Genomic DNA, 23975 nt, shown 5'->3' on the forward strand with positions numbered 1-23975 from the left:
AAGGAAAACCCAATGGCAGTGTTGGTTACGCGCCCTGATGAAAAGGGCAAACAACTGGTGGAAATGCTGGCAAAGGCAGGCATCGCAGCCATTCATTTTCCGCTCTTTTCTATTCAAGCCGGACGTGAGCTTAATGATTTGCCCTCTCAGCTCAATCAACTCAATGCGGGGGATTATGTTTTCGTGGTATCGCAAAATGCGGTAACTTATAGCGCTGAAAGCCTTAAACAAGCTGGCTTTCAATGGCGGGCAGATTTACAGTATTTTACCGTTGGACAACGAACCGCACAGGCATTTTGTAGTCAAACAGAACAGTGCATTCATTATCCTTTTCAGCAAGAAACAAGTGAAGGTCTGCTTTCTTTATCGGCAATGAAAAACGTGCAAGGTAAAACCATTTTGATTTTACGGGGTAATGGTGGACGAGCTTTTTTTGCAGAGCAAGCCAGCGTGCGAGGGGCTAAAATTAAAACTCTGGAATGTTATCAGCGACAGCCCTTAGTTTATGACCCTTTAGAACAAATCAGTATGCTTAAGCGAGCTGGCATTACGACAATCATTGCGACCAGCAAAGAAATTTTGCGTTTATTGCTAGATTTTGTCCCCAAAAATGAACATAATTGGCTAAAGTCTTGCCACTTAATAACGGTAAGTGAACGAATTCAACGCGTTGCCTTTGAAATGGGCTGGGAAAAGGTGAGTCTTTCACCACGAGCAGATAATGCAACCTTGTGCGATACTTTATTGCAATTTAACGAGTTTTAATAATCATAAGGAATAAATTATGGCTAAACATCACGCAAAAAAAACAGATAAAACCCCTGCTGTGGAAAACACAACACAATCTGTCGAACCTGTGGAAAATTCCCTTCAAATTGAAAATTCTGAACAAGAAAATGAAGTGGTGAAAAACGAGCAAGCCCCCCCTGAACCGACAAAGGAAGAACCTATGCAACCATCACCAGAAAAAGTTACAACGGACAATGAACCTGCTAAGCCAGAAACCGTGATTGTTAAAAAAGGCGGTACAGGTGTGGCGATTTTAGCGTTATTAGTTGCATTGGGTTTAGGGGGCGCGGGTTATTATTTTGCAGAGCAACATCTAACCAGTGTACAAGCAAGATTAACGGCGTTGGAAGCGCAAAAACCACTCTCAACCCATAGCCAAACTTTCACTGACGCTGACTTAAGTGCATTAAAACAAGATCAAAGCAAAATCGCTCAGCTTGCACAAACAAGCCAATCTACCAATGAAAAATTAATCGCATTAGAAAAAATGGTAGAAATTAAGGAACAGCAAATCTCCGCCTTACAAAATCAAGTAAACACATTAAGTAATGCGCAAAAAGCGGCGCAGCCAAATGATTGGTTGCTGTCCGAAGCTGATTTCTTATTAAACAACGCATTACGCAAATTGGTATTAGATAATGATGTGGATACCGCAATTTCTTTATTAAAAGTGGCGGATGAAACCTTAAGTAAAGTCTCTGACCCACGCGTGATCAATGTTCGTAGTGCAATTAATAGCGATTTAAAACAGTTGCTTTCAGTCAATAACATTGATCAAAATGCCATTATGCAGCACCTGTCTCAGCTTGCGAATAATGTTGATGAACTGAGCGTACTCAATGTGAATTTCGATGAACCCAATGAAAATAATGATAAATTGAGTGGCTCTTGGGACGATTGGAAAGAAAATGCAGAAAAAAGTGCCACTTCTTTTTTAAATCATTTTATTCGTGTTACGCCAAAAAATGCGGATAACAAAGCATTGTTAGCACCTAATCAAGATATTTACCTGCGTGAAAATATCCGTTTGCGTTTACAGTTAGCGATTATGGCGGTACCGCGTCAGCAAAATGATTTATATAAACAATCTTTAGAAACCGTCGCCTCTTGGGTGAGAAGTTATTTTGATACCAATACCGAAGTGGTACAAAATTTTCTTAAAGAAGTGGATGAGCTAGCAGAACAATCTATTTATGTTGATGTGCCAACGCAGTTAACTAGTTTAAATTTATTAGATAAGTTGCTTAATAAGCCTTCGCAAGAGGTGCAAAAAATTGAGCTTTCCGTAGATAAAGAGGTGGCGCAAGAAAATGCGCAAAATGCCAAAGGGGAAAGCGCACAAGGTAGCAACACAACAGAAAATGCCGCGCCTGCACAACAGGCTTCAACGGTGAATGCAGAAAGCAATGCGACGCAACGCGATGAAAATCAAAGTGAAAAGCCGAGTGAAAACCAAACTGCCGTGGAAAACCAAAGTGCGGTGGAAAATGCAGACAAATCTGAGCAAAATCAAGCACAACAACAGTAGAGGAAATAGCAATGTTTAGAACCCTATTTTTAATGCTGGTGTTACTTGCCGGCTTAATCGCAGGCCCTTATCTATCGGGCAAACAAGGCTATGTGTTAATTGAAACCAGCACATACAGCATTGAAATGTCAATCACCACCCTTGTGATTTTCTTCGTGATTGCAATGGCGGTGGTATATGGCATTGAGTGGATCATCACAAAATTCTGTCGTTTAAGTAACAGCACTTATGGCTGGTTCTCTCGTCGTAAACGCCTTAAAGCACAAAAACAAACGCTTGAAGGGTTAATGTTAATGGACGAAGGGCAATATTCTAAAGCTGAAAAATTAATTGGTAAAAATGCCAAACATTCTGATGAGCCAATCCTAAACTTTATTAAAGCAGCAGAAGCGGCACAGCAACGTGGCGATGAGTTTGGCGCTAATCGTTACTTAATTAAAGCCACTGAATTGGCTGGCACAGATAACTTACTTGTTGAGATTGCGCGTACGCGAATTTTATTACAGCAAAATAAATTGCCTGCCGCACGCAGTGCCATTGATAGCTTGTTAGTAATGACCCACCGCAATAAAGAAGTGTTAAAACTGGCAGTTGAGATCTACTTAAAATCGCACGCCTTTGAAGCGTTGGATAAAATTTTGGATCAAGTGGAAAATTCAGGGATCTATTCAGATAAAGAATTTACGACCTTGCAACATCGTGTAGAAGATGGCTTACTTGACGAAAAAATGAATGAAGAAGGCGTCGATGGCTTGCTTAAATGGTGGGACGATCAACCACGTAAACGACAAAATGATCTATATGTCAAAATTGGGCTTATTCGTCGCTTGATTGATAGTGATGATCACGAAACCGCCTATAAATTGATCTTAGAAGCCTTGAAAAAAGTAGATGACAACAACCCACTGGCACAACAACTTTGCTCGCAAATTACCCGTGTTCAACCCGTAGATAACAGCAAATTGCTGAAAATTATGGAAAAACGGGCAAAACAAAGTAAGGAGCAATCTTGTTGTTGCACAAACCGTGCCTTAGGTTACTTATATGTGCGTAATGGCGATTTTGCTAAGGCAAGCGAAGCATTTAAGAAAGTGATCGCAGATAAAACCCAGCTTCAGCCGAATGATATTACAATGGCAACCTATGCCTTTGAGCAAAACGGTGAAAATGAACTGGCTAAACAACTTCAGCAAGAAAGTTTGAAATCCGCAATGTCGGTGCAAAACTTAGCCTCTGAAGAAAATGAAAAAACGCCAGAAAATCCTACCGCACTTGTTGAAACGGCAGAAACAAAAAACCTTTAAGCTAAGCATAATGCCCTGTTTTCAGGGCATTCTTTTATATGATGATAACTCTTCCTCATAAGATTGCACAATTTCTACAACAGCAAACGGTGATGAGCCTTGCTGTTCATAACACACAAGATTTTTGGGCGGCAAACTGCTTTTATGTGCTTGATAATGAGAATGTCAGCCTGATTTTCTTTTCTTCTCTTAATACGCAGCACGCACAAATAATGCAACAAAGTGAGCAGGTCGTTGGTACGATTGCCACACAAACCGATCAAGTGAGCGAGATTGAAGGCGTGCAGTTTAAAGGTCGTGCCATATTGCTTGATGGAAATGCCCGCCAATCTGCTCTTAAGCGCTATTACGCGCGTTATCCCTTTGCCCGCTTGATGAATACTGACTTATGGAAAATTGAACTTGATGAAATCAAACACACCTCTAATAAATGTGTTTTTGCCCAGAAAACTTACTGGAAAAGAACAAGTGCGGTGTAATTTTTGATTATTTTGCCTAAATCAATAAAAATCACTTTTCTTTCTAGCAAAAAAGGGTACTATATCCCGTCTTTTGTAAGGCTTCCGCTTTACAAACTTCCAACTTTCCAATTAGGAAAAATAAAAAAGCTGAAACGCTTTTTTTAATAAGTAGCGAGTCAAAATGCCCCATGGCATCTTATTTTTAAGAATAAGAAAGCTTAGGCTTATAACGCGTATTTATTTTATTCTCAGGCAAGGCGAAATAACGCAGAATGAGGACAACAGAAATCGCGTTATCCCGCAAGGCACCCGACTTATTTTTTTAACCTCTTATTGAAGGTATAGATTAGCATGACAAACACGCCTGTAAATCCAATCAACAACGCAACCAATGAATATTATCTCAACCGCCAAAATGCAATGGAATCGAATGTGCGTAGCTATCCACGCAAATTGCCATTAGCCATTGCCAAAGCACAAGGTTGTTGGGTAACGGATGTTGAAGGTAATGAATATCTTGATTGCTTAGCTGGTGCAGGAACATTAGCGCTTGGGCATAATCACCCTGCGGTGATCCAAGCGATTCAAGATGTATTAAGTAGCGGTTTACCGCTTCACACATTAGATTTAACCACGCCATTAAAAGACGCTTTTACTGAAGAACTGCTTTCTTTCTTCCCGAAAGATCAGTATCGTCTGCAATTCTGTGGTCCTTCTGGTGCAGATGGCACAGAGGCAGCAGTAAAACTTGCCAAAACCTACACTGGACGTGGTAATGTTATCGCATTTTCTGGTGGTTACCACGGAATGACCCACGGTTCACTTTCTATGACAGGGAACTTAAATGCGAAAAACGCTGTACAAAACTTAATGGCTGGCGTGCAATTTATGCCTTATCCGCACGAATACCGTTGTCCATTGGGTCTAGGTGGCGAAGCGGGGGTAGAGGCACTAACCTATTATTTTGAAAACTTTATTGAAGATGTAGAAAGCGGTGTGGTAAAACCGGCAGCGGTGATCCTTGAAGCGATTCAAGGGGAAGGCGGTGTGGTAACGGCGCCTGTGAAATGGTTACAAAAAATCCGTGAAGTAACGAAAAAACACGGTATTGTGTTAATCCTTGATGAAGTGCAAGCGGGTTTCTGTCGTTCAGGAAAAATGTTTGCCTTTGAATATGCCGGTATTGAACCTGATATTGTGGTAATGTCAAAAGCCGTAGGGGGCAGTTTGCCATTGGCAGTGCTTGCCATTCGTAAAGAATTTGATGCGTGGCAACCAGCAGGACATACAGGCACATTCCGCGGTAACCAAATGGCAATGGCGACGGGGTATGCGTCATTAAAAATTATGCGTGAGCAAAACTTAGCGCAAAATGCCTTAGAACGTGGTGATTTCTTACAAACTGAATTGAAAAAATTAGCACAACAATTCCCTTGTATCGGTAACGTGCGCGGACGTGGTTTAATGATCGGGATTGAGATCGTTGATGAACGTCAAGCGCAAGATCGCATTGGGGCATATCCAGCAGATGGTGAACTGGCTGCCGCAATTCAAAAAGCCTGCTTTAACAATAAGTTATTGCTAGAGCGTGGTGGTCGTGGTGGTAATGTCGTGCGTATTCTTTGCCCACTTATCATCACGCAAGCGGAAAGTGAAGAATTAATCAAACGCTTTGCTCAATCCGTAGCAGATGCCTTAAAAGCCGTGCGTGGCTAATTATTAATCTAGCTAAATGGGATAGCACAACGTCCCATTTAGCTATTTTTATTTCAACCATCTTTCAGGAAATTCTCAATGGTCGATTTCGCAAAACACAAACAATCCCTTCTTTGCAATGATCCACAATCTATCGCCGATTATGAAAAAAATATGGCAACGGCAATAAGTGCGGTAGGAAATTGGCTCAAAAATAATAAAATGTACACGGGGGGAAGTATTAAACAGCTCCGTGAAGAAATTGCTTTTCAGCCGTCGCAACAAGGTTTCGGATTAGAAAAATCCTTAGCACGCCTCACTGAATTATTCTTAAACAAAAGCCTAAAAGTGCATCATCCACATTCTTTGGCGCATTTACATTGCCCGACGATGGTGGCTAGCCAAGTTGCTGAAGTGTTTATTAATGCCACTAACCAATCTATGGATTCTTGGGATCAAAGCCCAGCAGGGTCATTAATGGAAGTGCAATTAATCGAATGGTTACGCGAAAAAGTGGGGTATGCCGCAGGTGATGCCGGTGTGTTCACTTCTGGTGGCACGCAATCGAATTTAATGGGCGTGTTATTAGCACGCGATGCTTGTATTGCTAAACATTGGAAAAATGCTGAAGGGAAGGAATGGTCTGTACAGCAAGATGGCTTACCCGCAGAAGCATTACAACGGGTAAAAGTGTTATGTTCAGAAAATGCCCACTTCTCTGTGCAAAAAAATATGGCAATGATGGGAATGGGCTTTCAATCTGTAATCAGTGTACCTTGCAATGAAAATGCACAAATGGATACAACGGCATTAGCCAATATCCTCAGTAAGCTCAACGCAGAAGGGAAATTAGTTGCCTGTATCGTGGCAACCGCTGGAACAACGGATGCAGGGGCGATTGACCCATTGCAAGACATTCGTCAGCTTGCAGATCAGTATGGAGCGTGGCTACACGTTGATGCGGCGTGGGGCGGTGCATTATTGCTTTCTAATGACTATCGTCATTGGCTAAACGGCTTAGAATTGGCGGATTCCGTTACCCTTGATTTCCACAAACACTTTTTCCAAAGTATTTCTTGTGGGGCATTCTTACTTAAAGATCCACAAAACTACCGTTTCATTGATTACAAAGCAGACTACCTGAATTCAGAATACGATGAAGAACACGGTGTCCCTAACTTGGTAGCAAAATCCTTGCAAACAACACGCCGTTTTGATGCATTAAAATTATGGTTTACCGTAGAAGCCTTAGGGGAAGAACTTTATGGCTCAATGATTGACCACGGCGTGAAACTTACTCGTGAAGTGGCGGACTACATTAAGGCAACAAAAGGGCTAGAATTATTAGTTGAACCACAATTCGCGTCGGTGTTATTCCGCGTAAATCCAGCGAACTACCCTACGGAATTTATTGATAATCTCAATCAAAATATTGCCGACGAATTATTCGCTCGTGGCGAAGCCAATATTGGGGTAACCAAAGTTAATGGCGTACAAGCTTTAAAAATGACTACGCTTAGTCCTATCGCCACCTTGGAAAACGTACAAGCCTTACTTGATCAGGTGCTTGAAACCGCTGATAACATCAAAGAGGCCATCGTTGCAGGTAATTATGTGCCTGCGATTGATTAATCTTTCTGAGCGATAATAAAAAGTGCGGTAAAAAATACCGCACTTTTTGTTTTTGTGTTTTTATCCCTTTCGATTACACATCAGTAACCCTAGCACAATCAATGCTCCACTGATGAAATGATACCAATAGAGCTTTTCACCCAAAACGCTAATGCCAAGCAGAGCAGCGAATAAAGGGGTAACATTGGTAAACACTGCGCCTTTCGCACCTCCGACGAGATTAATGCCGTAGTTCCAAAAGGCGTAAGACAAAATAGAAGGGCCGACAACTAAATAGCCGATCATTGCCCAATGGTTTGGAGAAATTTGGCTGATAATCGGTTCGCTGGCAGTCAAGGCTTTCCATAAAAATATAGGGGTAAAGCACAACATTGCAATGGCAACAAGTAAGGTAAGCATCACCGCGTTGGGTAACTCTGCTGGGCGTAGGCGGATAATGCAACAATAAACAGCCCAGCTCAATGCCGAGCCAATCGCCCACAGATCCCCTTTATTCACATTGAATTGTACTAAGGTTTGTGGATCGCCTTGGCTTAATAAACAGAATACACCGAAGAAACTTACCATTGCCCCCGCGAGCATTAAAGGACGAATTCTATCCCCAAAAATAAGGCGATTGAGCAATAGCACCGCAATAGGGACTACGGCAAGATAAATACTCGCGTTAAGTGCCGTGGTGGTTTGTAAGCCTTGATAAAGAAACAAAGGGAAGATCACAATGCCGAGTAACGAAAGTGCGGTTAAAATTTTCCACGTTTTTTGAATCAAGGGAACGAAAGCAATGACAGGTTTAACAAACAGCAATAATAACAGCACAGCGGCGGGAAACCAACGGAGATAAGTCAGTACGATGGGATCAACGTCACGGCTTAGTATTTTGCCGAAGATATAATTTCCGCCCCAAAATAACGTGGCTAAAATTAAGCAAAGATAGCCATAATACGGTTTATTCATCTTGTTCCACGTTCCACTATAATGCCAACATTGCGTGCTTGTGCCACTGCTTTGGGCTTACTTAATTTAATTTTTAACCAGCTTAATCCGTATTTTTGTTCAAGCTGCTGCGCTACTTCATAAGCGACGCGTTCAATTAAGAAAAAAGGTTTAGATTGTACATAATTGATAATAAATTCGCTGACTTCGGCATAATTTAGGCAATAGGCAACATCATCGGTCTCCGCTGCCTGACGACAATCCCACGCCATTTCCACATCAAAAATCAACGTTTGTTTGATTTGCTGTTCCCAGTCATAGACGCCAATTTGAGCGAAAACAACCAATTCTTCAATAAAAATGCGATCTATCATAAAATCCTTCAATCTCCTGAAATACTATTAGGCGTATGCTATCAAGTTTATGTACAATAGACGAACAAATTTTTCACTTGACAGTTCAGGGAGGTAAAATGAGCCTTTTCGCCCTTTTTTATATATTTTGTGCGTATTTGCTCGGTTCAATTTCGAGCGCCATTTTATTTTGTCGCCTTGCCGGCCTACCTGATCCTCGCACCACAGGCTCACACAATCCCGGTGCAACCAACGTGCTACGCATTGGCGGACGTTGGGCCGCCTTAGCGGTACTTATTTTTGACATTCTAAAAGGAATGCTTCCTGTATGGGCAGGTTATTATCTCGGTTTAACCCAATTCCAATTAGGTATGGTTGCATTGGCTGCCTGTTTAGGGCATATCTTCCCCTTATTCTTTAAATTTAAAGGTGGGAAAGGCGTCGCCACCGCATTTGGCGCCATTGCCCCTATTGGTTGGGGCGTGGATCTTTGGATGCTTGGCACGTGGCTTGCCGTCTTTTTACTCACGGGATATTCATCCTTAAGCGCGGTTATCGCTGCCATCACCATTCCTTTTTATGTATGGTGGTATAAACCCGAATTCACTTTTCCTGTTGCACTGGTCTGCTGCCTGCTCGTTTACCGCCACCACGATAACATCCAACGCCTATGGCGCGGTCAAGAAGACAAAGTCTGGAATAAATTTAAGAAAAAATTGTGAAAAAACCACCGCACTTAGTTTTGCGTAGTCTGTTGTGCTTTCAATAATGCAATAATTTCTTTTAACGAGGCGATCTCTTTATCTTTTTGTGCTAATAACTGATCTTTATAGCTTAATGCTAATTTGAGTTTTTCATTTTCAATGGTAACCGCTTCATTTGTTGCATAATAATTCGAGCTAAGTTGACTATTTTCACTAATTAAAAAGCAAATATGGCGATCATCTCTTACTAATTCAGAAATATCCATATCAAAAATCTGTGCAATTTTCTTTAATTTTTCGTAATGTAATTGTGTTTCACCGCGTTCAATTTTTGCATAACCACTTGGCGATAAATTCATTTTCTCCGCCATTTCTTCTTGGGACCAGTGATTCATTTCCCGTATCAATCGAATTTTTTCGTGTATCGCCATTACCTGCTCCATTTGTTCAATTCCTGCTCAAAATGAGTAGAAAACTGTCTTCCTCATCTATGGTTTATTATCAGGGGAGTGTTATAGAATTTCGTCTGTTTCAAAAACAGACATTTTACATCTTTAATAAGGTTTATCTATGAAAAATTTATTAAAAGTTGCGTTATTTGTCGCAACTGTAGGGTTAACTGGTTGTGCTACGATTGTTAGTAAAAGCACTTATCCTGTTTCTATCCAATCTGTCCCTGATGGAGCGAATTTTACGATTACAAATAGAAAAGGAAAAATCATCAGCCAAGGAATTACCCCACAGGTAGTTAAATTAAAATCTGGTTCTAGCTACTTCAAACCTGAAAAATATCTCATTACTTTTGACAAAAAAGGTTTCACAAAAGAAACAATCGAAATTCAAGCAACATTAGATGGTTGGTATTGGGGGAATTTTGCTTTAGGTGGACCATTAGGATTGATTGTTATTGATCCTTTAACAGGGGCTATGTATCGTTTACCAGAGGAAGTAATGGCTACCTTAAGTAATGGCAAAGAGCGCGCATTAACTGTGATTGACATTAATACATTGCCGAAAGAACAGCATAGAAAACTTCAAAAAATTAACTTATAAATCTAAATAGGAGAAATATTATGAAAAAATATTTGATGGCGACACTACTTTCTAGTACAGCATTATTTGCACAAGCGGAAAATTTTTCTGGCTTCTATATTGGTAGCGCACTTGATTTGAATAAACAGTCTTTTTCCGTGCCAGTACAAGAACTTGGTTATCACTATGATGATGGTAATTATACGGGGTCTAGCTCTCGTTCTGTTGGCGTGGGTATTGTTGGTGGCTATATGTTTGATTATGGCAACAATTTTGTTGGTATTATTGAGGGAAAAATTAGTCTTCCGAATAATAAAACAGAAGATGATTTAGGCAATGAAATCGCTAAAGAGAATTTCCGCGTAGGCGTACATTATTTGCAAGGCTATCAACTTGATCGTTTCTTGCCTTATGTCAAAATCGGTGTAGAAGCAGGCAGTTTCACGATGAATGAAGATAATCCAGCGTTTAGATATGTTGATTTTGAAAATAGTGGCGCGTTTGGATTTAGTTACGGTTTTGGTGTGAAAACAAAAATTACGGATAATTTAGTTGCAGGGCTTGATTATAGCAGAGTCACGTTAGAAGCGAAAAATAGTATTGAATTTAAAAGCAATACGATCGGTTTAAATATTAGCTATTTATTCTAGTTAAGGTTAAATGGTGAATATGATGAAAAAGATCCTTTCCGTTTTAATGCTTGTTGGCACGTTAATTTTAACGGGCTGTGCAAAAGTGCCTATGGCTTCAGAAGCAGAAGATGTGCAAGCGAAACAATTTGTTACCCCTAATAACACAATGTCTGGCTTGTATATTTATCGTGATTCAACATTTGGAGCAAGATTAAGAAAAAATCTTTATGTTGATGATAAATTTATTGGACAATCAGCACCTAAAGTCTATTTTTATAAATTAGTTACGGCGGGAAAACATAAGATTTCTACTGAGTCAGAATTTGGTAATAATGACTTACATATTATGACGGAAGGTGGGAAGAATTATTTTATTCGTCAGTATATAAAAATGGGCGTTTTTGTTGGAGGTTCAAACCTTGAACAAATTGATGAAGAAAAAGCAAAAGCAGCGATCAAAAAGTTAAAACTTGCTCGTTCGCCACAATAAAGCACTTATCTCAGAGCCATCAGTGAATGATGGCTTTTTTGATTTTATTAAATCGTCTTACTAAACCACCGTATAAATATCAAAGCGATGATTTTTGGTTTCGCGGCTAAAGTGCGGTGTTTTTTGGGCGAGGAATTCGGCGTAGTCAGGGCGTTTTACTACAACGCGCTTTTGTGCAATTTGTAAGGCGGGGGCGAGTAGGGCATCGGCGTCTTCATCCGCACCGACTAAATGCTGAAAAACGCGCATTTCTTTTTTCACCAATGCACTTTTCGTTTTGTGGGGATACATCGGGTCGAGATAAACCACATCGGCTTGAATGCCTTGTTGAGCCAGATCGCCAATCTGTTTTACGGGTAATAATTGCATATTTTGTTGCATCATTGCACCGATTTCTGCATCTTGATAAGCACGTTGTAAGCCGTCTTGTAATAATAAATAGACCACAGGGTGGCGTTCGACTAAACGCACTTGGCAACCAATGGCGGCGAGTACAAAGGCATCTCTTCCCAAGCCTGCTGTTGCATCAATGAGGGTTGGCAGATAATCTTTTTTAATTCCCACCGCTTTGGCAATGGCTTCACCTCGACCGCCGCCAAATTTGCGGCGATGTGCCATTGTGCCATTGACAAAATCCACATATACCGCACCTAATTTGGGTTCGTCTAATTTGCGTAATTCCAAGCGCGCAACGCCATTTTGTTCAGTTTGCACCAAGGCAAGTGAGCTGTTGGAGTGGTGGATTAATCCTTGTTGTTCACAAAGTGCGGTGAAATTTTGCGAATTTTTGGTTTCGCAAATGAGTTGCACGGCTATTTTCGGATCAACCATACGCCTGATTCCATATGTTCAGTATAAGGGAACTGATCAAATAAGGCTGCACGCTCAATGCGGTGCGTTTGACACAGCGTTTGCAGGTTATCGCACAGCGTGTGCGGGTTGCAGGAAATATATAAAATGCGATCATAGTGTTGCACCAATTTTACTGTGTCAGGATCTAGCCCAGCCCTTGGCGGATCAACAAAAATTGTGTTGCAATCATAAGCTTGCAAATCAATGCCTTTTAAGCGGTTAAAAGCACGCACGCCGTTTATGGCTTGGGTAAATTCTTCTGCCGACATTCTGATGATTTGCACATTCTCAATTCGGTTTGCGGCGATGTTAAATTGTGCCGCTGCCACAGAGGGTTTGGCGATTTCTGTGGCGAGAACCTTACGGAAATTTTGTGCCAGTGCGATAGAAAAATTGCCGTTTCCACAATATAGTTCAAGTAAATCGCCTTGGCTGTTTTTGGTGCAATCAATTGCCCATTGCAACATTTTGCTATTTACCACCGCATTGGGTTGCGTGAAACTGTTTTCCACTTGGCGATAAATATAATCTTTGCCGTTTACGGGCAGAATTTCATCCACATAATCCTGATCTAAACAAATTTTTTGTTTGGACGCGCGTCCGATGATCTGCGCGTCAAAACCTTGCTGTTGCAAGGTTTGGCGTAATGTGAGTGCTACCTGCTGCCATTGCTCATCTAAGACTTTGTGATAAAGCAGGCTCACGATGATCTTATTGCTCAGGGTGCTGAGATAATCAATTTGAAATAAACGATGGTTGAGAATGGCGTGCTGTTTGAGCAGGGGCAGCAAGGCTTGCATCATTTCATTGATAAGCTGGCTGGCAATTGGAAAGCGGTCAATGCGATAAGGTTTACGCGTTTGCTTGTCGAACATAATATGATAAAAATCGTCCTGTTGATGCCACAGGCGAAATTCGGCTCGCATACGATAATGTTGCTTTGGCGAGTCAAACACAGCTAATTCTGGTGCATTAAACGGGGCGAAAAGTGCGGTTAATTTTTGGCGTTTTTCTGCCAATAATTCATCATATTTTTCGATAGGTAAAACTTGCATTGATCCTTCTCATTATTTATTGCGAGCAAAAAGAAAAGGCTTGATTACTCAAGCCTTATGATCTTACTAGGCAGATTAATCCGCGTTGCTCATATCTTCTAAGTTATCGGCGACTACGCCAGATAAGGTATAAACACGTTTTGTGGTGCTGGTTAATGTGCGGTATTTATTCCACGTTTTTTCAAAAAAAGTTTCTGCTTGACGCTCACCTTGACAAAATGCCACAAAGGCTTTTTCTTCTTCTGTGATTGGCGCACGTTCACCAGTATCTAAGGCTTTAAAGGCTTGACCATATTGCTCTAAAGCTTGAGATTCTTTGATTGTATAATCACCGTGGCGAGCAAAACCGCGGGGATAGTTTTTATCGTCAAAAAAACGACGCGTTACGCTAAAACTTTCTGCCATAATATCCTCAATATTGCGAATTCAAAATCGGCACGCATTAAACCAATTTTTGGTTATTTTTGCAATGGATTTGTTACTTTTGTAGTAAGGCTTTAACCGTTTCGACATAGTCTTGAATGAAACCTTCTTGACTATGCGATAGCCCTTCAGGGTTCACGCGATATTTGCCGTTTACATAAAAATCTGGCACACCGTGTACATTAAAACGCTCAGCGGCTTGCACTTGCTGATTGTATAATCCGGTGACGGCAAAGCTGTTAATGCCACCATCAAATTGTTCCGCCGTTACGCCATTATTAATAAAAATTTGGCGGATCGCATTTAAACTTGGTGCGCTTTGATCTCGACTTTTTACCGCAGCTTGTGCGGCTTCAAATAATGGGGCTTTCACTTTATCTTCTACGCCGAGTGCCATTGCTAAAGCCCACGCGCGGGTGAGATTTTCTGATTGAAACCCTAAAAAATTCACGTGATATTGCTTAAATTTAGTGCCTTCAGGGAGTGCAGCTTTGACTTTTTCAGGAATGTGGTAATCCATTTCAAAGGCATAACAATGAGGGCAATAAAAAGAGAAAAATTCAATCACCTCAGGCTGAACCGCGCGTTCTGTATTTAACGCAATATATTGTTTTCCTTCTGTTAAATTAACGGCTTGGACATTTGCCACAAAAAACAGTGATGCTAACGCAATAAGAAATTTTTTCATTCCAACTTTCCTTATTTAATTATCCCGCGTGCTTTTAATAATGCGGTTTTAAAATCTTCTTCGTAATCTTTTTTAATCCCCGGGATTGGCTCGTGTTTATCTGTGCCATACATTTTTAAATGATAGATAATCACTTCGTCCGTTAATTCTGCCACAGGTTTATCAAACCCCGCTTCATCCGCGATTTTTTGCAAAATTTGGGTTAAGCTTAAATCAGGATCTTGCGACCAATAAGGTTGCAATAATTCCAATACTTCATTTAGACGATGACATTTCATAACAGTTCCTCACCTTGAGTTAGAAAGGGCTAAATAATACTGTAATTATCGGGAGAAAGGAATAAGTTAGCGTAAAAAAGCCGCTCCTACAAGTGCGGTAGAAAAATTCACACTTTTTTCCACCGCACTTTTTTATTTGCGGGGTTATCAAGTAGAATGAGGGTGTTTGATAAGGTGGAAAACAGAAGTGAGGGTAAATGAAAATCAGTGCAGTAATTCTTGCTGGTGGGCTGGCAAGACGTATGGGAGGGGCGGATAAAGGCTTACAGTTGCTACAAGGTCAGCCCCTATTTTGGCATTGTTATCAGCGTTTAACGCCCCAACTGAATGACATTGCGATTAACGCAAACCGCAATCAAGCCCTGTATCGTCAAAGTGGTTTGCCCGTGTTTGCTGACGAATTGGCAGATTTTCAAGGACCTTTGAGTGGTATTTTAACCAGCTTAAGGTTATCCCATTCAGATTTTGTGCTGTTTGTGCCTTGCGATTGTCCGTTTTTACCCTTGAATTTACTAGAAAAATTACAGCAACCTATTTTGCGCTCATTACCCCATTCTCGAAGTGCGGGAGAAAATTCCCCCGTTTTGCTCACTTATGCCACTGACGGTGAACGAGAACACCCTACCTTTTGCTTGGTTTCGACAACACTTGCTGAAAAACTTGCGGACTATTTGCAAAAAGGTGAACGACGAATGTTGCAGTTTATGCGACAAAATGGGGCGATTGCTGTCGATTTCAGTGAACAAAAAGCGGCATTCCAAAACTTTAATACCTTGGCAGATTTAGAAAGCAAAGTGCGGTAAAAAATCACCGAAATTTGGCTTTTTATTCACATTATAATCAGTATAATAAGCAAAATCTGATTAACAAAAACGGATAAGTTATGTTCAAAATTATTTCAATTTCACTGTTAAGTGCGTTTTTAGTGGCGTGTTCTTCAATTTCCTCTTATGTTCCTTTTATGGATAACGAGAAAAAGGTGATTGATTTAGATAAAGAGAAAATCGATCAAAAATCCTATGCAGCGGCTTATGCGGCAACGGTACAAACCTATTCTGGGCGAGTAAATAAAGATTATGATGTGAATTCCTTCGCGAGTGGTGCGAACGATTGGTATTTAAACCGTATTTTAATTCCGATTGATCAAATCAAAGCAAAATTATATCAAAGCGGTGGCGTGGAGAGCCAAATTTATGCTTATTATAGCGGTGTGGTGTTTGCCTCTGAATTACAGAATAATTTTAATCGTTTAAGTAAAGACTGTTGGGCACACATTAATAAACCAAGTGCAACGCAAGGTATTTATGATGCGATGCTGGATTTACAAAAAGGACAAACACGTTCCTTAGATGAAGGCTATATCGCGGAAGGTAGCGATCAAGTGTTGAAAGTTTGTACCGGAAAATAATCTGTAAGGTTACTGATAATTCATCAGTAACCTTTTCTTTTTTGATGTAAGCTGAAAGGTTTTTGCTTAATGTTCAGCAACATATTTAGTAAGTGTTCAGCAAGTTATTAATAAAAAATGATTGCCAAATTGGGGTGTGAAGAAGTCAGCCGTATGACAACCCCCATTTGGTCTTTAAATCTCATATTCTGGAGGGAAAATGCTTAACTTATCAGAAAACAATATTCATTTATCGGCACAAGCCGAAAATAAACAGCAAGCCATTGAATTAGTCGCGCAAGCGTTAGAGCAAGCGGGCAATGTGGAAGCGGGATATTTAGCGGGAATGCTAGCGCGTGAAACACAAACGTCCACTTTTTTGGGCAATGGTATTGCCATTCCGCACGGCACGCTAGAAACGCGCCCAATGGTGAAACAAACAGGCGTGCAAGTGTTCCAATTTCCACAAGGGATTGAATGGGGCGAGGGTAACAAGGCGTATGTTGTGATCGGGATTGCCGCACGTTCCGATGAACATTTAACGCTACTCCGCCAGCTTACCCAAGTGTTAGGTGATGAAGAAAAAGCAGCAAAATTAGCTACATTGCAAGAAGTGGAAAAATTCCGTGCCATTTTAATGGGACAAGAAACTTTGCAAGTGAAAAGTGAAGATGTCAGCCTTGAGGTGGAGACAGAAAGCCTGCTTACCTTAATTGCGATGAACGCAGGTAAATTGCAACAACAAGGGGCGGTGAATAATCAGTTTGTGGCAGAAGTCATCGCTTCCCCGGCATTGCCATTAGGGGGCGGTTTATGGCTCACCGACTCAGTGCAAGGTAACGAGAAAAACGCCCTGACGTTCAGCCGTGCAAAGCAAGCCTTTCAGCATAATCATAAAGAGGTGAAAGGGGTGCTAACCGTGGCTTGTGTGAATGAACAAATTGATGAGCTACTTGCACGCTTGCTAGAAAATTCCGTGCAACAAACGTTATTAAACGGAAATGCTAACCAAATTTTGACCGCACTTAATGGCGGTGAAGTCAGCGTTGCAAGCCCAGCCCCTACTAATACAAATAGCGAGAATGCGGGTACAGTGATTGGTACATTTACTGTGCGTAATGAACACGGCTTGCACGCACGCCCTTCGGCGGTATTAGTGAATGAAGTGAAAAAATTCGCCTCAAAAATTACAGTAGAAAATCTTACCCGAGGCGGTGAGGCAATCAGTGCAAAAAGTTTGATGAAAATTGTTGCACTGGGCGCAACCTTTGGGCATCGTTTGCGTTTCCGTGCGGTGGGCGAAGATGCTAAACACGCCATTGAATCCATTGGAAAAGCGATCGCAGAGGGATTAGGCGAAGAAGTGTCTTCTTTATCACCAAAAGAGCCTGATCAGATTGAAGTGGTAGGTGAAAGCACCACGAATAATGAAAAAATGCCAGAAAAAAGCACCGCACTTGAAAATCACGATCCGAGTGAAAGTGTTGAAGCGATTTTTGTGGTACGCAACGAACACGGTTTGCACGCACGTCCTGCTGCGGTGTTAGTCAATGAAGTGAAGAAATATAACGCGTCGGTGGCGGTGCAAAATGTCGATCGTGATAGCCAATTAGTGAGTGCCAAAAGCTTAATGAAAGTGGTGGCACTTGGCGTGGTGAAAGGGCATCGTTTACGTTTTGTGGCAACGGGTGAAGAAGCACAACAAGCCCTTGCCGGCATTGGCGCGGCAATTGAAGCAGGTTTAGGTGAGTAGAGGTATTCGTAATGGCAAAAGTGGCAACAATTACATTAAATACCGCTTATGATTTAGTGGGAAGGTTAAAACGTATTGAGCTTGGCGAAGTCAATACAGTGGAAACCTTAGGCTTATTTCCTGCTGGTAAAGGCATCAATGTCGCCAAAGTGCTGAAAGATTTAGGTATTGACGTAGCGGTAAGTGGTTTCCTTGGTCGTGATAATCAAGGCGATTTCAACACAATGTTTGCAGAACTTGGCTTAGAAGATCGCTTTCAGCGTGTGGCAGGTAAAACCCGTATTAACGTGAAAATCACCGAAACCGAAGCCGATGTTACCGATCTGAATTTCCTCGGTTATGAAATTTCACCACAAGATTGGCAAGATTTTGTCCAACAATCCTTATTGTTATGCAAAGATTTTGACATTGTTGCCGTGTGTGGCAGTTTGCCGCGCGGTGTCAGTCCAACGGATTTTGCCCAGTGGCTCAAACAGCTACAACAATCAGGCATAAAAGTGGTCTTAGACAGCAGTAATGCGGCACTCACTGCGGGCTTATCTGCCAATCCTTGGCTGGTCAAACCAAATCATCGTGAGCTTGAAGCGTGGGTGGGGCATTCTTTGTCAAATCTTGAAGAAATTATCAGTGCAGCAGAAAAATTGCGCGCACAAGGCATTGCCAATGTAATTATTTCAATGGGCGCAGAAGGCGCGCTGTGGCTGAGTGAACAAGGTGTAATCCAAGCGAAACCACCGAAATGCGAACAGGTGGTTAGCACCGTAGGGGCAGGCGATTCAATGGTAGCGGGATTGATTTATGGCTTGAGTCAATCCCTTTCACAGCAAGACATCCTTGCCTTTGCTAGTGCCGTGTCAGCTTTTGCAGTATCGCAAAGCAATGTTGGCGTGAGCGATCCTGCATTATTAACACCAATCTTAGAAAAAGTACAAATTTCAGTGATTAAAGGATAAAACGATGAAGATATTTTTAACTACCTCAACACAATTAGGCAATGCCAAAGCCTTTTTGATTAAACAGGTGCTTACCGTAGCAGCAAAACAACAAAGCAATGAAGTGGTGGCAGATGCCAATCAAGCAGATTTAGTGATTGCGTTAGGTGGAATGCCGAATGACAATCGCTTACAAGGTAAAAAGGTTTTTGTGGCAGACGCAGAAAATGCCTTTAATGCCCCCGAAACCATCTTAATTCAAGCGATGGCTGAGGCTGTAGACTATACCCCACACGAAACACAAAGTGCGGTGCAAATTTCGCCAGATTTTTCCAATAAAACCAAAAATATTGTGGCGGTAACCGCTTGCCCAACAGGTGTGGCGCATACCTTTATGTCTGCGGAAGCGATTGCTGAATATGCTAAAAAGCAAGGCTGGAATGTGAAGGTAGAAACCCGTGGGCAGGTGGGTTCAAGTAATATTATCTCTCCTGAAGATGTGGAAAATGCCGATTTAGTCTTTATCGCAGCCGATATTGATGTGGATTTAAGCAAATTTGAAGGCAAGCCGATGTACCGGACTTCCACTGGACTTGCATTAAAGAAAACCGCACAAGAATTTGAAAAAGCGTTTAAAGAGGCAAAAATTTATACTGGTGCAAGTACAGCGAAAGTACAAAGTAGCGAAGAAAGCCGTGGCGAACGTAAAGGGTTGTACAAACACTTGATGACTGGGGTTTCCCATATGTTGCCATTAGTGGTGGCAGGTGGTTTGCTGATCGCCATTTCCTTTATGTTTGGGATTGAGGCATTTAAAGATCCAAATATTGCAGGAGGCTTACCAAAAGCCTTAATGGATATTGGCGGTGGTGCCGCATTCCATTTGATGATCGCTGTATTTGCTGGTTATGTGGCGTTTTCTATTGCCGATCGTCCGGGGTTAGCTGTCGGCTTAATTGGCGGTATGCTCGCCACCACAGCAGGCGCAGGGATTTTAGGCGGAATCATTGCTGGCTTGCTCGCAGGTTATGTGGTGAAAGGCTTAAATTCCGCGATTCAATTACCAGCCAGTTTAAGTTCATTAAAACCGATTTTAATTTTACCATTGCTTGGCTCTGCCATTGTGGGCTTAGTGATGATTTATCTTATCAACCCACCAGTTAAAGGCTTAATGGATGCCTTGGTAGAATGGCTCAACACAATGGGACAAAGCAATGCGTTGCTTTTAGGTGCGGTACTTGGTGCGATGATGTGCGTGGATATGGGTGGCCCAGTGAACAAAGCGGCTTATACTTTTGGTACAGGTTTGATCGCTTCTGGCGTTTACACCCCAATGGCAGCAGTGATGGCAGCGGGTATGGTACCCCCAATTGGAATGGCGATTGCCACGTTACTCGCACGCAAAAAATTCACCGCTAATCAACGTGATGCTGGTAAGGCTTCCTTTGTGTTAGGGCTTTGTTTTATCTCTGAAGGGGCATTGCCATTCGTTGCCGCCGATCCTGTACGTGTGATTGTATCAAGTATTATTGGAGGTGCTGTGGCAGGCGCGATGTCTTTAGGTTTATCAATTGGCTTACAAGCACCGCACGGTGGATTATTTGTGATCCCATTTGTTACGCAACCATTAATGTATCTTGCTGCTATTGCAATTGGCGCTATTGTAACAGGGGTCATCTATTCGGTGATTAAACCAAAACTTGCGGAAAAATAACCGCACTTTGTTAATCAGCAAAACCCGGCGTAAATGTCGGGTTTTTTATCGCGATTTAAGCATTAAATAAAACAAAGCCATTTGAGGCAAGAATACGAAGAATACAACAAATCAAGCCAATGTCAGCTTATTGCAAAACAGAGTAACACACTTAAGAAAAAACAAAATTATTCCCACATCACTAATCAAATTCCGCTATAATCCCCCATTATTCGGTTCAAGAAGGAAACAAATATGGAAAAATATAATAAATTTCGCCTTGAATGGGATTGTCGGCGTGGAATGCTTGAATTAGATAAGGTCATAATGCCGTTTTTCCAACAGCATTTTGATGACCTTGATGAGCAACAAAAAGCCACCTTTGTTCGTTTACTTTCAGCAACAGATTTGCAACTTTTTTCGTGGTTTTTTAATCGAAAACCTGCGCCAGATCTTGAATTACAGCAAATGGTTTCCTATATACAAGAAAAATTATCACATTAATTTATAAATATTTTGAACTTTTACAATTTTTACACCTCTAAGAGAACACGAGCTTGCTGTCTTGTATATCAAGGCTTGTTAGAGGTATATAAGAGGTTATATGGCTGAACAGCTAACAGATCAGGCTTTGGTAGAAAGGGTACAGCAGGGAGATAAGAAAGCATTCAATTTGTTGGTATCGCGTTATCAGAATAAGGTAGCCGGGTTATTAACCCGTTATGTATCGCCGAATGATATTCCTGATGTTGTACAAGAATCATTCATTAAAGCATACCGCTCAATTGAATTATTCCGTGGTGATAGTGCTTTCTACACTTGGCTATATCGTATCGCCGTAAATACGGCAAAAAATTATTTAACCGCACAAGGCCGTCGCCCGCCAAATGAAGATATTTTGGCAGATGAAGCAGAATCCTATGATGTGGGAACGAATTTACGGGACGTAGATACCCCCGAAAATCAGATGTTATCTGGTGAATTGAAGAAGATTATTTTTGATACCATTCATAGTATGCAGGAAGACTTAAAAACCGCCATCACCTTGCGTGAGTTAGAAGGATTAAGTTATGAAGAAATTGCCGATATTATGAATTGCCCAGTAGGAACGGTACGCTCACGAATTTTTCGAGCAAGGGAAATTATCGAAAATAAAATTCAACCTTTACTTCAGCACTAACTAAAGTAAATTAATTAATCTTGGAGTTTATGATGCAAAAAGAACAACTTTCAGCCTATATTGACGGAGAACAATTAAGCGCGGAATTTACCGAGGCACTTTGTCAAGATCGAGATTTACAAAAATCTTGGGGCAACTTTCATCTGATTCGTTCCGTCATACGCCAAGAAAGCGACGTATTGCTCGGGCAAGATTTTACCAACAAAATGGCCGAATTAATCGAGCAAGAAGAAATGATTGTGGCAGAACCTAAAATTTCACAACCAATGCCAGAAGAAATTAAGCAATCTCCATTTAGCCAAAAACTGAAAGCGTGGTTTATGCCGATGACGCAATTCGCCGTGGCAGCAGGGGTATGCTTGGTGGCAGTAATGGGTATGCAGAGTTTTATGGCAAACAATGCGAAAGAAGGTCAAGATACCCCTGTGTTACAAACCTTACCATTTAATAATTCGGTGCAAGAAGTGAGTTATAATGCCCCAGCACAATCGGTGATTACACCAGAACAAATTGAACAAAAAAATAAACGCATTGATTCAATGCTACAAAGTTATGAATTGCAAAAACGCATTTATGCAGATAGATTAAATTTGCAAAATCAGAAATAATAATGAATGAAGTTTAGGTTGTTCACCACCATTTTTGGTGGTGAATTTGTTTGTATCCTATGTGTGAATAACGATGTTAAAAACGATCAAAAAACTTACCGCACTTTCCTTAGTGCTATTTTCTGCAAATCTCGTATGGGCTTCTGAAACAGATACGGTACAGCCCAGCCAATTGTTAGACGAAATGCAACAGGCAGGCAGTCGCCTGAGTTATGAAATGGCCTTTGTGCAAACCACACCGAATATGGCCTCCTTGCGTTATAGCCATATTCATTATAATGGCAAAACCTATGCGCAATTACTTACCTTAGATGGAATGCCTCAGCAAATTGTGCAACGTGATAATGTGGTGAGCTATTTCCAACCAAATTATTCGCCGTTCTCAATTAACGCGAATCATATTGTGGACAGTTTACCAGCGATTCTGTGGAGTAATCTTGATGCGTTGAAGCAACATTATGATTTCATCTATATTGGACGTAACCGCGTGGCAGATCGCGTGGTAAAAACGATTCGTATCGTGCCAAAAGATGATTTTCGTTATCAATATGTGGTGTTTATTGACGAACAAAGCCATCTGTTGTTACGCAGTGATGTGCTAGACCGAGAAAATAACCTGTTAGAGCAATTCCGCGTAGTGAATTTGTATCAAAGCGAACAATTTGATGATTTGCTCAATGTGATCAATCATATGGGCTTTCCTGCACTGCTTAATGACAAAACCACTTTCCAACCAAGCAACGACGCATTTAACTGGCAGCCAAGTTGGTTGCCAAATGGGTTTAAGCTGATTAATCGTAGCGTGGAAATGAATGGTGAAGAACGCATTGAAGCACAGCTTTATAGCGATGGATTGTTTTCCTTTACCCTTTACCGTTCAGCCTCTATTTTGCCAAATGAAGAAAAAAACGGCTGGTGGAATGGCACAAGAACGTTTTATAGCGAAACCTTTGGTGATAACGAATTTACTTTAGTTGGACAGCTACCAATTTCTACCGCAAAACGTATCGTACAAGATATTAAGGTGAAATAAATGCTAACAGAACGTGCGGTGGTGATTTCTTACCAATCTGGTATTGCACAAGTGAAATGCCAATCTCAAAGCGCTTGTGGAAGTTGTGCGGCTAAATCAGCCTGTGGCTCGGCAGCACTCGCAGAGTTAAATGGCGTAGGTACAACGCATATTTTTGAAGTAGAAACCATCACTCCCCTCAATATCGGACAAATTATAGAAATTGGGTTAAGTGAACGTTCCTTAATACACTCAAGCTTGCTTGTCTATTTTTTTCCACTCATTATCTTAGTGCTTTCCGCCTTGATTGCAGACACCCTTTGGCGAACCGAACTGCCACAAGGCATTTTTATTATTTTTTGCACCGCACTTGCCTTTATTATTGTTCATCTTGTGTCAAAATCTTGGCAAAAAAAAACCAGCTACCGCCCGATCTTTTTGCGTGTAATTAAGTAGTATTTTTGTAAGGAAATAGAATTAGCAAGTCGCGTTATGCGATAAAAAGATCAATATTTTTAACCGCACTTTATTAATTAAGACAAACAAAACGCCTTATATTTT

At 41.2% G+C, this 23975-nt stretch carries 28 protein-coding genes; 20 read left to right on the top strand and 8 right to left on the bottom strand.

Going from position 1 to position 23975, the window contains the following annotated elements:
- Positions 1–12 precede the first annotated feature (12 nt).
- The 6 genes from L4F91_RS00870 (at position 13) to L4F91_RS00895 (ending at position 7409) form a co-directional block, all read left to right on the top strand.
- A complete protein-coding gene (locus L4F91_RS00870) occupies positions 13–765 on the top strand; it encodes a uroporphyrinogen-III synthase (protein ID WP_395896726.1) in 753 nt (250 codons plus the stop codon).
- A 19-nt stretch (positions 766–784) separates the two neighbouring features.
- The gene (locus L4F91_RS00875) at positions 785–2317 is read left to right on the top strand and encodes a uroporphyrinogen-III C-methyltransferase (RefSeq protein WP_395896728.1); all 1533 of its coding nucleotides are present in this window, start codon (positions 785–787) and stop codon (positions 2315–2317) included.
- An 11-nt stretch (positions 2318–2328) separates the two neighbouring features.
- Complete coding sequence (locus L4F91_RS00880; protein ID WP_265778525.1) at positions 2329–3621, top strand: heme biosynthesis protein HemY; 1293 nt, start codon at positions 2329–2331, stop codon at positions 3619–3621.
- 38 nt (positions 3622–3659) lie between these two features.
- Positions 3660–4100, top strand: a complete 441-nt coding sequence (locus tag L4F91_RS00885; protein WP_250351083.1) for a hypothetical protein — start codon at positions 3660–3662, stop codon at positions 4098–4100.
- A gap of 333 nt (positions 4101–4433) precedes the next feature.
- On the top strand, positions 4434–5798 hold the full coding sequence (locus L4F91_RS00890) for a diaminobutyrate--2-oxoglutarate transaminase (RefSeq protein ID WP_250351082.1): 1365 nt from the start codon (positions 4434–4436) through the stop codon (positions 5796–5798).
- A gap of 78 nt (positions 5799–5876) precedes the next feature.
- Complete coding sequence (locus tag L4F91_RS00895; RefSeq protein ID WP_395896732.1) at positions 5877–7409, top strand: pyridoxal phosphate-dependent decarboxylase family protein; 1533 nt, start codon at positions 5877–5879, stop codon at positions 7407–7409.
- A gap of 60 nt (positions 7410–7469) precedes the next feature.
- Here the strand turns inward: L4F91_RS00895 and L4F91_RS00900 are convergent, their stop codons facing one another.
- Entirely contained in the window at positions 7470–8363 is an 894-nt protein-coding gene (locus L4F91_RS00900) for a DMT family transporter (protein WP_395896734.1), read from the bottom strand.
- The gene (gene folB / locus L4F91_RS00905; RefSeq protein ID WP_265762381.1) at positions 8360–8716 is read right to left on the bottom strand and encodes a dihydroneopterin aldolase; all 357 of its coding nucleotides are present in this window, start codon (positions 8714–8716) and stop codon (positions 8360–8362) included. The genes L4F91_RS00900 and folB overlap by 4 nt, the downstream gene beginning before the upstream one ends.
- A gap of 98 nt (positions 8717–8814) precedes the next feature.
- Between folB and plsY the strand changes: the two genes are divergently transcribed.
- Entirely contained in the window at positions 8815–9417 is a 603-nt protein-coding gene (plsY, locus tag L4F91_RS00910) for a glycerol-3-phosphate 1-O-acyltransferase PlsY (protein ID WP_250363957.1), read from the top strand.
- Between the two features lie 14 nt (positions 9418–9431).
- On the opposite strand, the gene L4F91_RS00915 is transcribed toward plsY, so the two are convergent.
- Positions 9432–9830 carry a helix-turn-helix domain-containing protein gene (locus L4F91_RS00915; protein ID WP_250363958.1) on the bottom strand — a complete coding sequence of 133 codons (399 nt, stop codon included), beginning with the start codon at positions 9828–9830 and terminating at the stop codon, positions 9432–9434.
- Positions 9831–9969: 139 nt separating this feature from the next.
- Here L4F91_RS00915 and L4F91_RS00920 point away from each other — a divergent pair, with 139 nt between their 5' ends.
- The 3 genes from L4F91_RS00920 to L4F91_RS00930 are packed head-to-tail and all read left to right on the top strand — an operon-like array spanning position 9970 to position 11553.
- Positions 9970–10452: a hypothetical protein gene (locus L4F91_RS00920; RefSeq protein ID WP_250363959.1), complete on the top strand. Its 483-nt coding sequence runs from the start codon at positions 9970–9972 to the stop codon at positions 10450–10452.
- Positions 10453–10472: 20 nt separating this feature from the next.
- A complete protein-coding gene (locus tag L4F91_RS00925; protein WP_265762379.1) occupies positions 10473–11081 on the top strand; it encodes an outer membrane protein in 609 nt (202 codons plus the stop codon).
- Positions 11082–11103: 22 nt separating this feature from the next.
- On the top strand, positions 11104–11553 hold the full coding sequence (locus L4F91_RS00930) for a DUF2846 domain-containing protein (protein WP_250364528.1): 450 nt from the start codon (positions 11104–11106) through the stop codon (positions 11551–11553).
- 60 nt (positions 11554–11613) lie between these two features.
- Here the strand turns inward: L4F91_RS00930 and L4F91_RS00935 are convergent, their stop codons facing one another.
- From L4F91_RS00935 to L4F91_RS00955, 5 genes are all read right to left on the bottom strand, one after another.
- Entirely contained in the window at positions 11614–12384 is a 771-nt protein-coding gene (locus L4F91_RS00935) for a class I SAM-dependent methyltransferase (RefSeq protein WP_395896738.1), read from the bottom strand.
- The gene (gene trmA / locus L4F91_RS00940; RefSeq protein ID WP_395896740.1) at positions 12366–13460 is read right to left on the bottom strand and encodes a tRNA (uridine(54)-C5)-methyltransferase TrmA; all 1095 of its coding nucleotides are present in this window, start codon (positions 13458–13460) and stop codon (positions 12366–12368) included. Before trmA ends, L4F91_RS00935 begins: the two co-directional genes overlap by 19 nt.
- A gap of 75 nt (positions 13461–13535) precedes the next feature.
- Positions 13536–13865, bottom strand: coding sequence for a DUF413 domain-containing protein (locus tag L4F91_RS00945; protein WP_250351072.1), 330 nt, complete (start codon positions 13863–13865; stop codon positions 13536–13538).
- Positions 13866–13938: 73 nt separating this feature from the next.
- Positions 13939–14571, bottom strand: coding sequence for a DsbA family protein (locus L4F91_RS00950; RefSeq protein WP_395896742.1), 633 nt, complete (start codon positions 14569–14571; stop codon positions 13939–13941).
- 11 nt (positions 14572–14582) lie between these two features.
- Entirely contained in the window at positions 14583–14849 is a 267-nt protein-coding gene (locus L4F91_RS00955; RefSeq protein ID WP_250351070.1) for a YihD family protein, read from the bottom strand.
- 197 nt (positions 14850–15046) lie between these two features.
- Between L4F91_RS00955 and mobA the strand changes: the two genes are divergently transcribed.
- The 10 genes from mobA (at position 15047) to L4F91_RS01005 (ending at position 23870) form a co-directional block, all read left to right on the top strand.
- Complete coding sequence (gene mobA, locus L4F91_RS00960) at positions 15047–15652, top strand: molybdenum cofactor guanylyltransferase MobA (RefSeq protein ID WP_250363964.1); 606 nt, start codon at positions 15047–15049, stop codon at positions 15650–15652.
- An 80-nt stretch (positions 15653–15732) separates the two neighbouring features.
- The gene (locus tag L4F91_RS00965) at positions 15733–16257 is read left to right on the top strand and encodes a hypothetical protein (protein WP_395896745.1); all 525 of its coding nucleotides are present in this window, start codon (positions 15733–15735) and stop codon (positions 16255–16257) included.
- Between the two features lie 199 nt (positions 16258–16456).
- Positions 16457–17989 (top strand): fused PTS fructose transporter subunit IIA/HPr protein, encoded by a 1533-nt coding sequence (fruB, locus tag L4F91_RS00970; protein WP_395896747.1) that lies wholly within the window; start codon positions 16457–16459, stop codon positions 17987–17989.
- An 11-nt stretch (positions 17990–18000) separates the two neighbouring features.
- Positions 18001–18942 carry a 1-phosphofructokinase gene (gene fruK, locus L4F91_RS00975; protein ID WP_395896749.1) on the top strand — a complete coding sequence of 314 codons (942 nt, stop codon included), beginning with the start codon at positions 18001–18003 and terminating at the stop codon, positions 18940–18942.
- A gap of 4 nt (positions 18943–18946) precedes the next feature.
- Positions 18947–20635 carry a fructose-specific PTS transporter subunit EIIC gene (locus L4F91_RS00980; protein ID WP_395896751.1) on the top strand — a complete coding sequence of 563 codons (1689 nt, stop codon included), beginning with the start codon at positions 18947–18949 and terminating at the stop codon, positions 20633–20635.
- Positions 20636–20869: 234 nt separating this feature from the next.
- A complete protein-coding gene (locus tag L4F91_RS00985) occupies positions 20870–21118 on the top strand; it encodes a succinate dehydrogenase assembly factor 2 (protein ID WP_250351064.1) in 249 nt (82 codons plus the stop codon).
- A 100-nt stretch (positions 21119–21218) separates the two neighbouring features.
- Positions 21219–21794, top strand: coding sequence for an RNA polymerase sigma factor RpoE (rpoE, locus tag L4F91_RS00990; RefSeq protein ID WP_250351063.1), 576 nt, complete (start codon positions 21219–21221; stop codon positions 21792–21794).
- Between the two features lie 32 nt (positions 21795–21826).
- A complete protein-coding gene (locus L4F91_RS00995) occupies positions 21827–22402 on the top strand; it encodes a sigma-E factor negative regulatory protein (RefSeq protein WP_395897779.1) in 576 nt (191 codons plus the stop codon).
- Positions 22403–22475: 73 nt separating this feature from the next.
- Positions 22476–23435 (top strand): sigma-E factor regulatory protein RseB, encoded by a 960-nt coding sequence (rseB, locus tag L4F91_RS01000; RefSeq protein WP_395896753.1) that lies wholly within the window; start codon positions 22476–22478, stop codon positions 23433–23435.
- Positions 23436–23870 (top strand): SoxR reducing system RseC family protein, encoded by a 435-nt coding sequence (locus L4F91_RS01005; RefSeq protein WP_395896755.1) that lies wholly within the window; start codon positions 23436–23438, stop codon positions 23868–23870. It abuts the gene before it with no gap.
- Positions 23871–23975 lie beyond the last annotated feature (105 nt).

The organism is Avibacterium sp. 20-126, assembly GCF_044358625.1.
GTDB lineage: Bacteria > Pseudomonadota > Gammaproteobacteria > Enterobacterales > Pasteurellaceae > Avibacterium.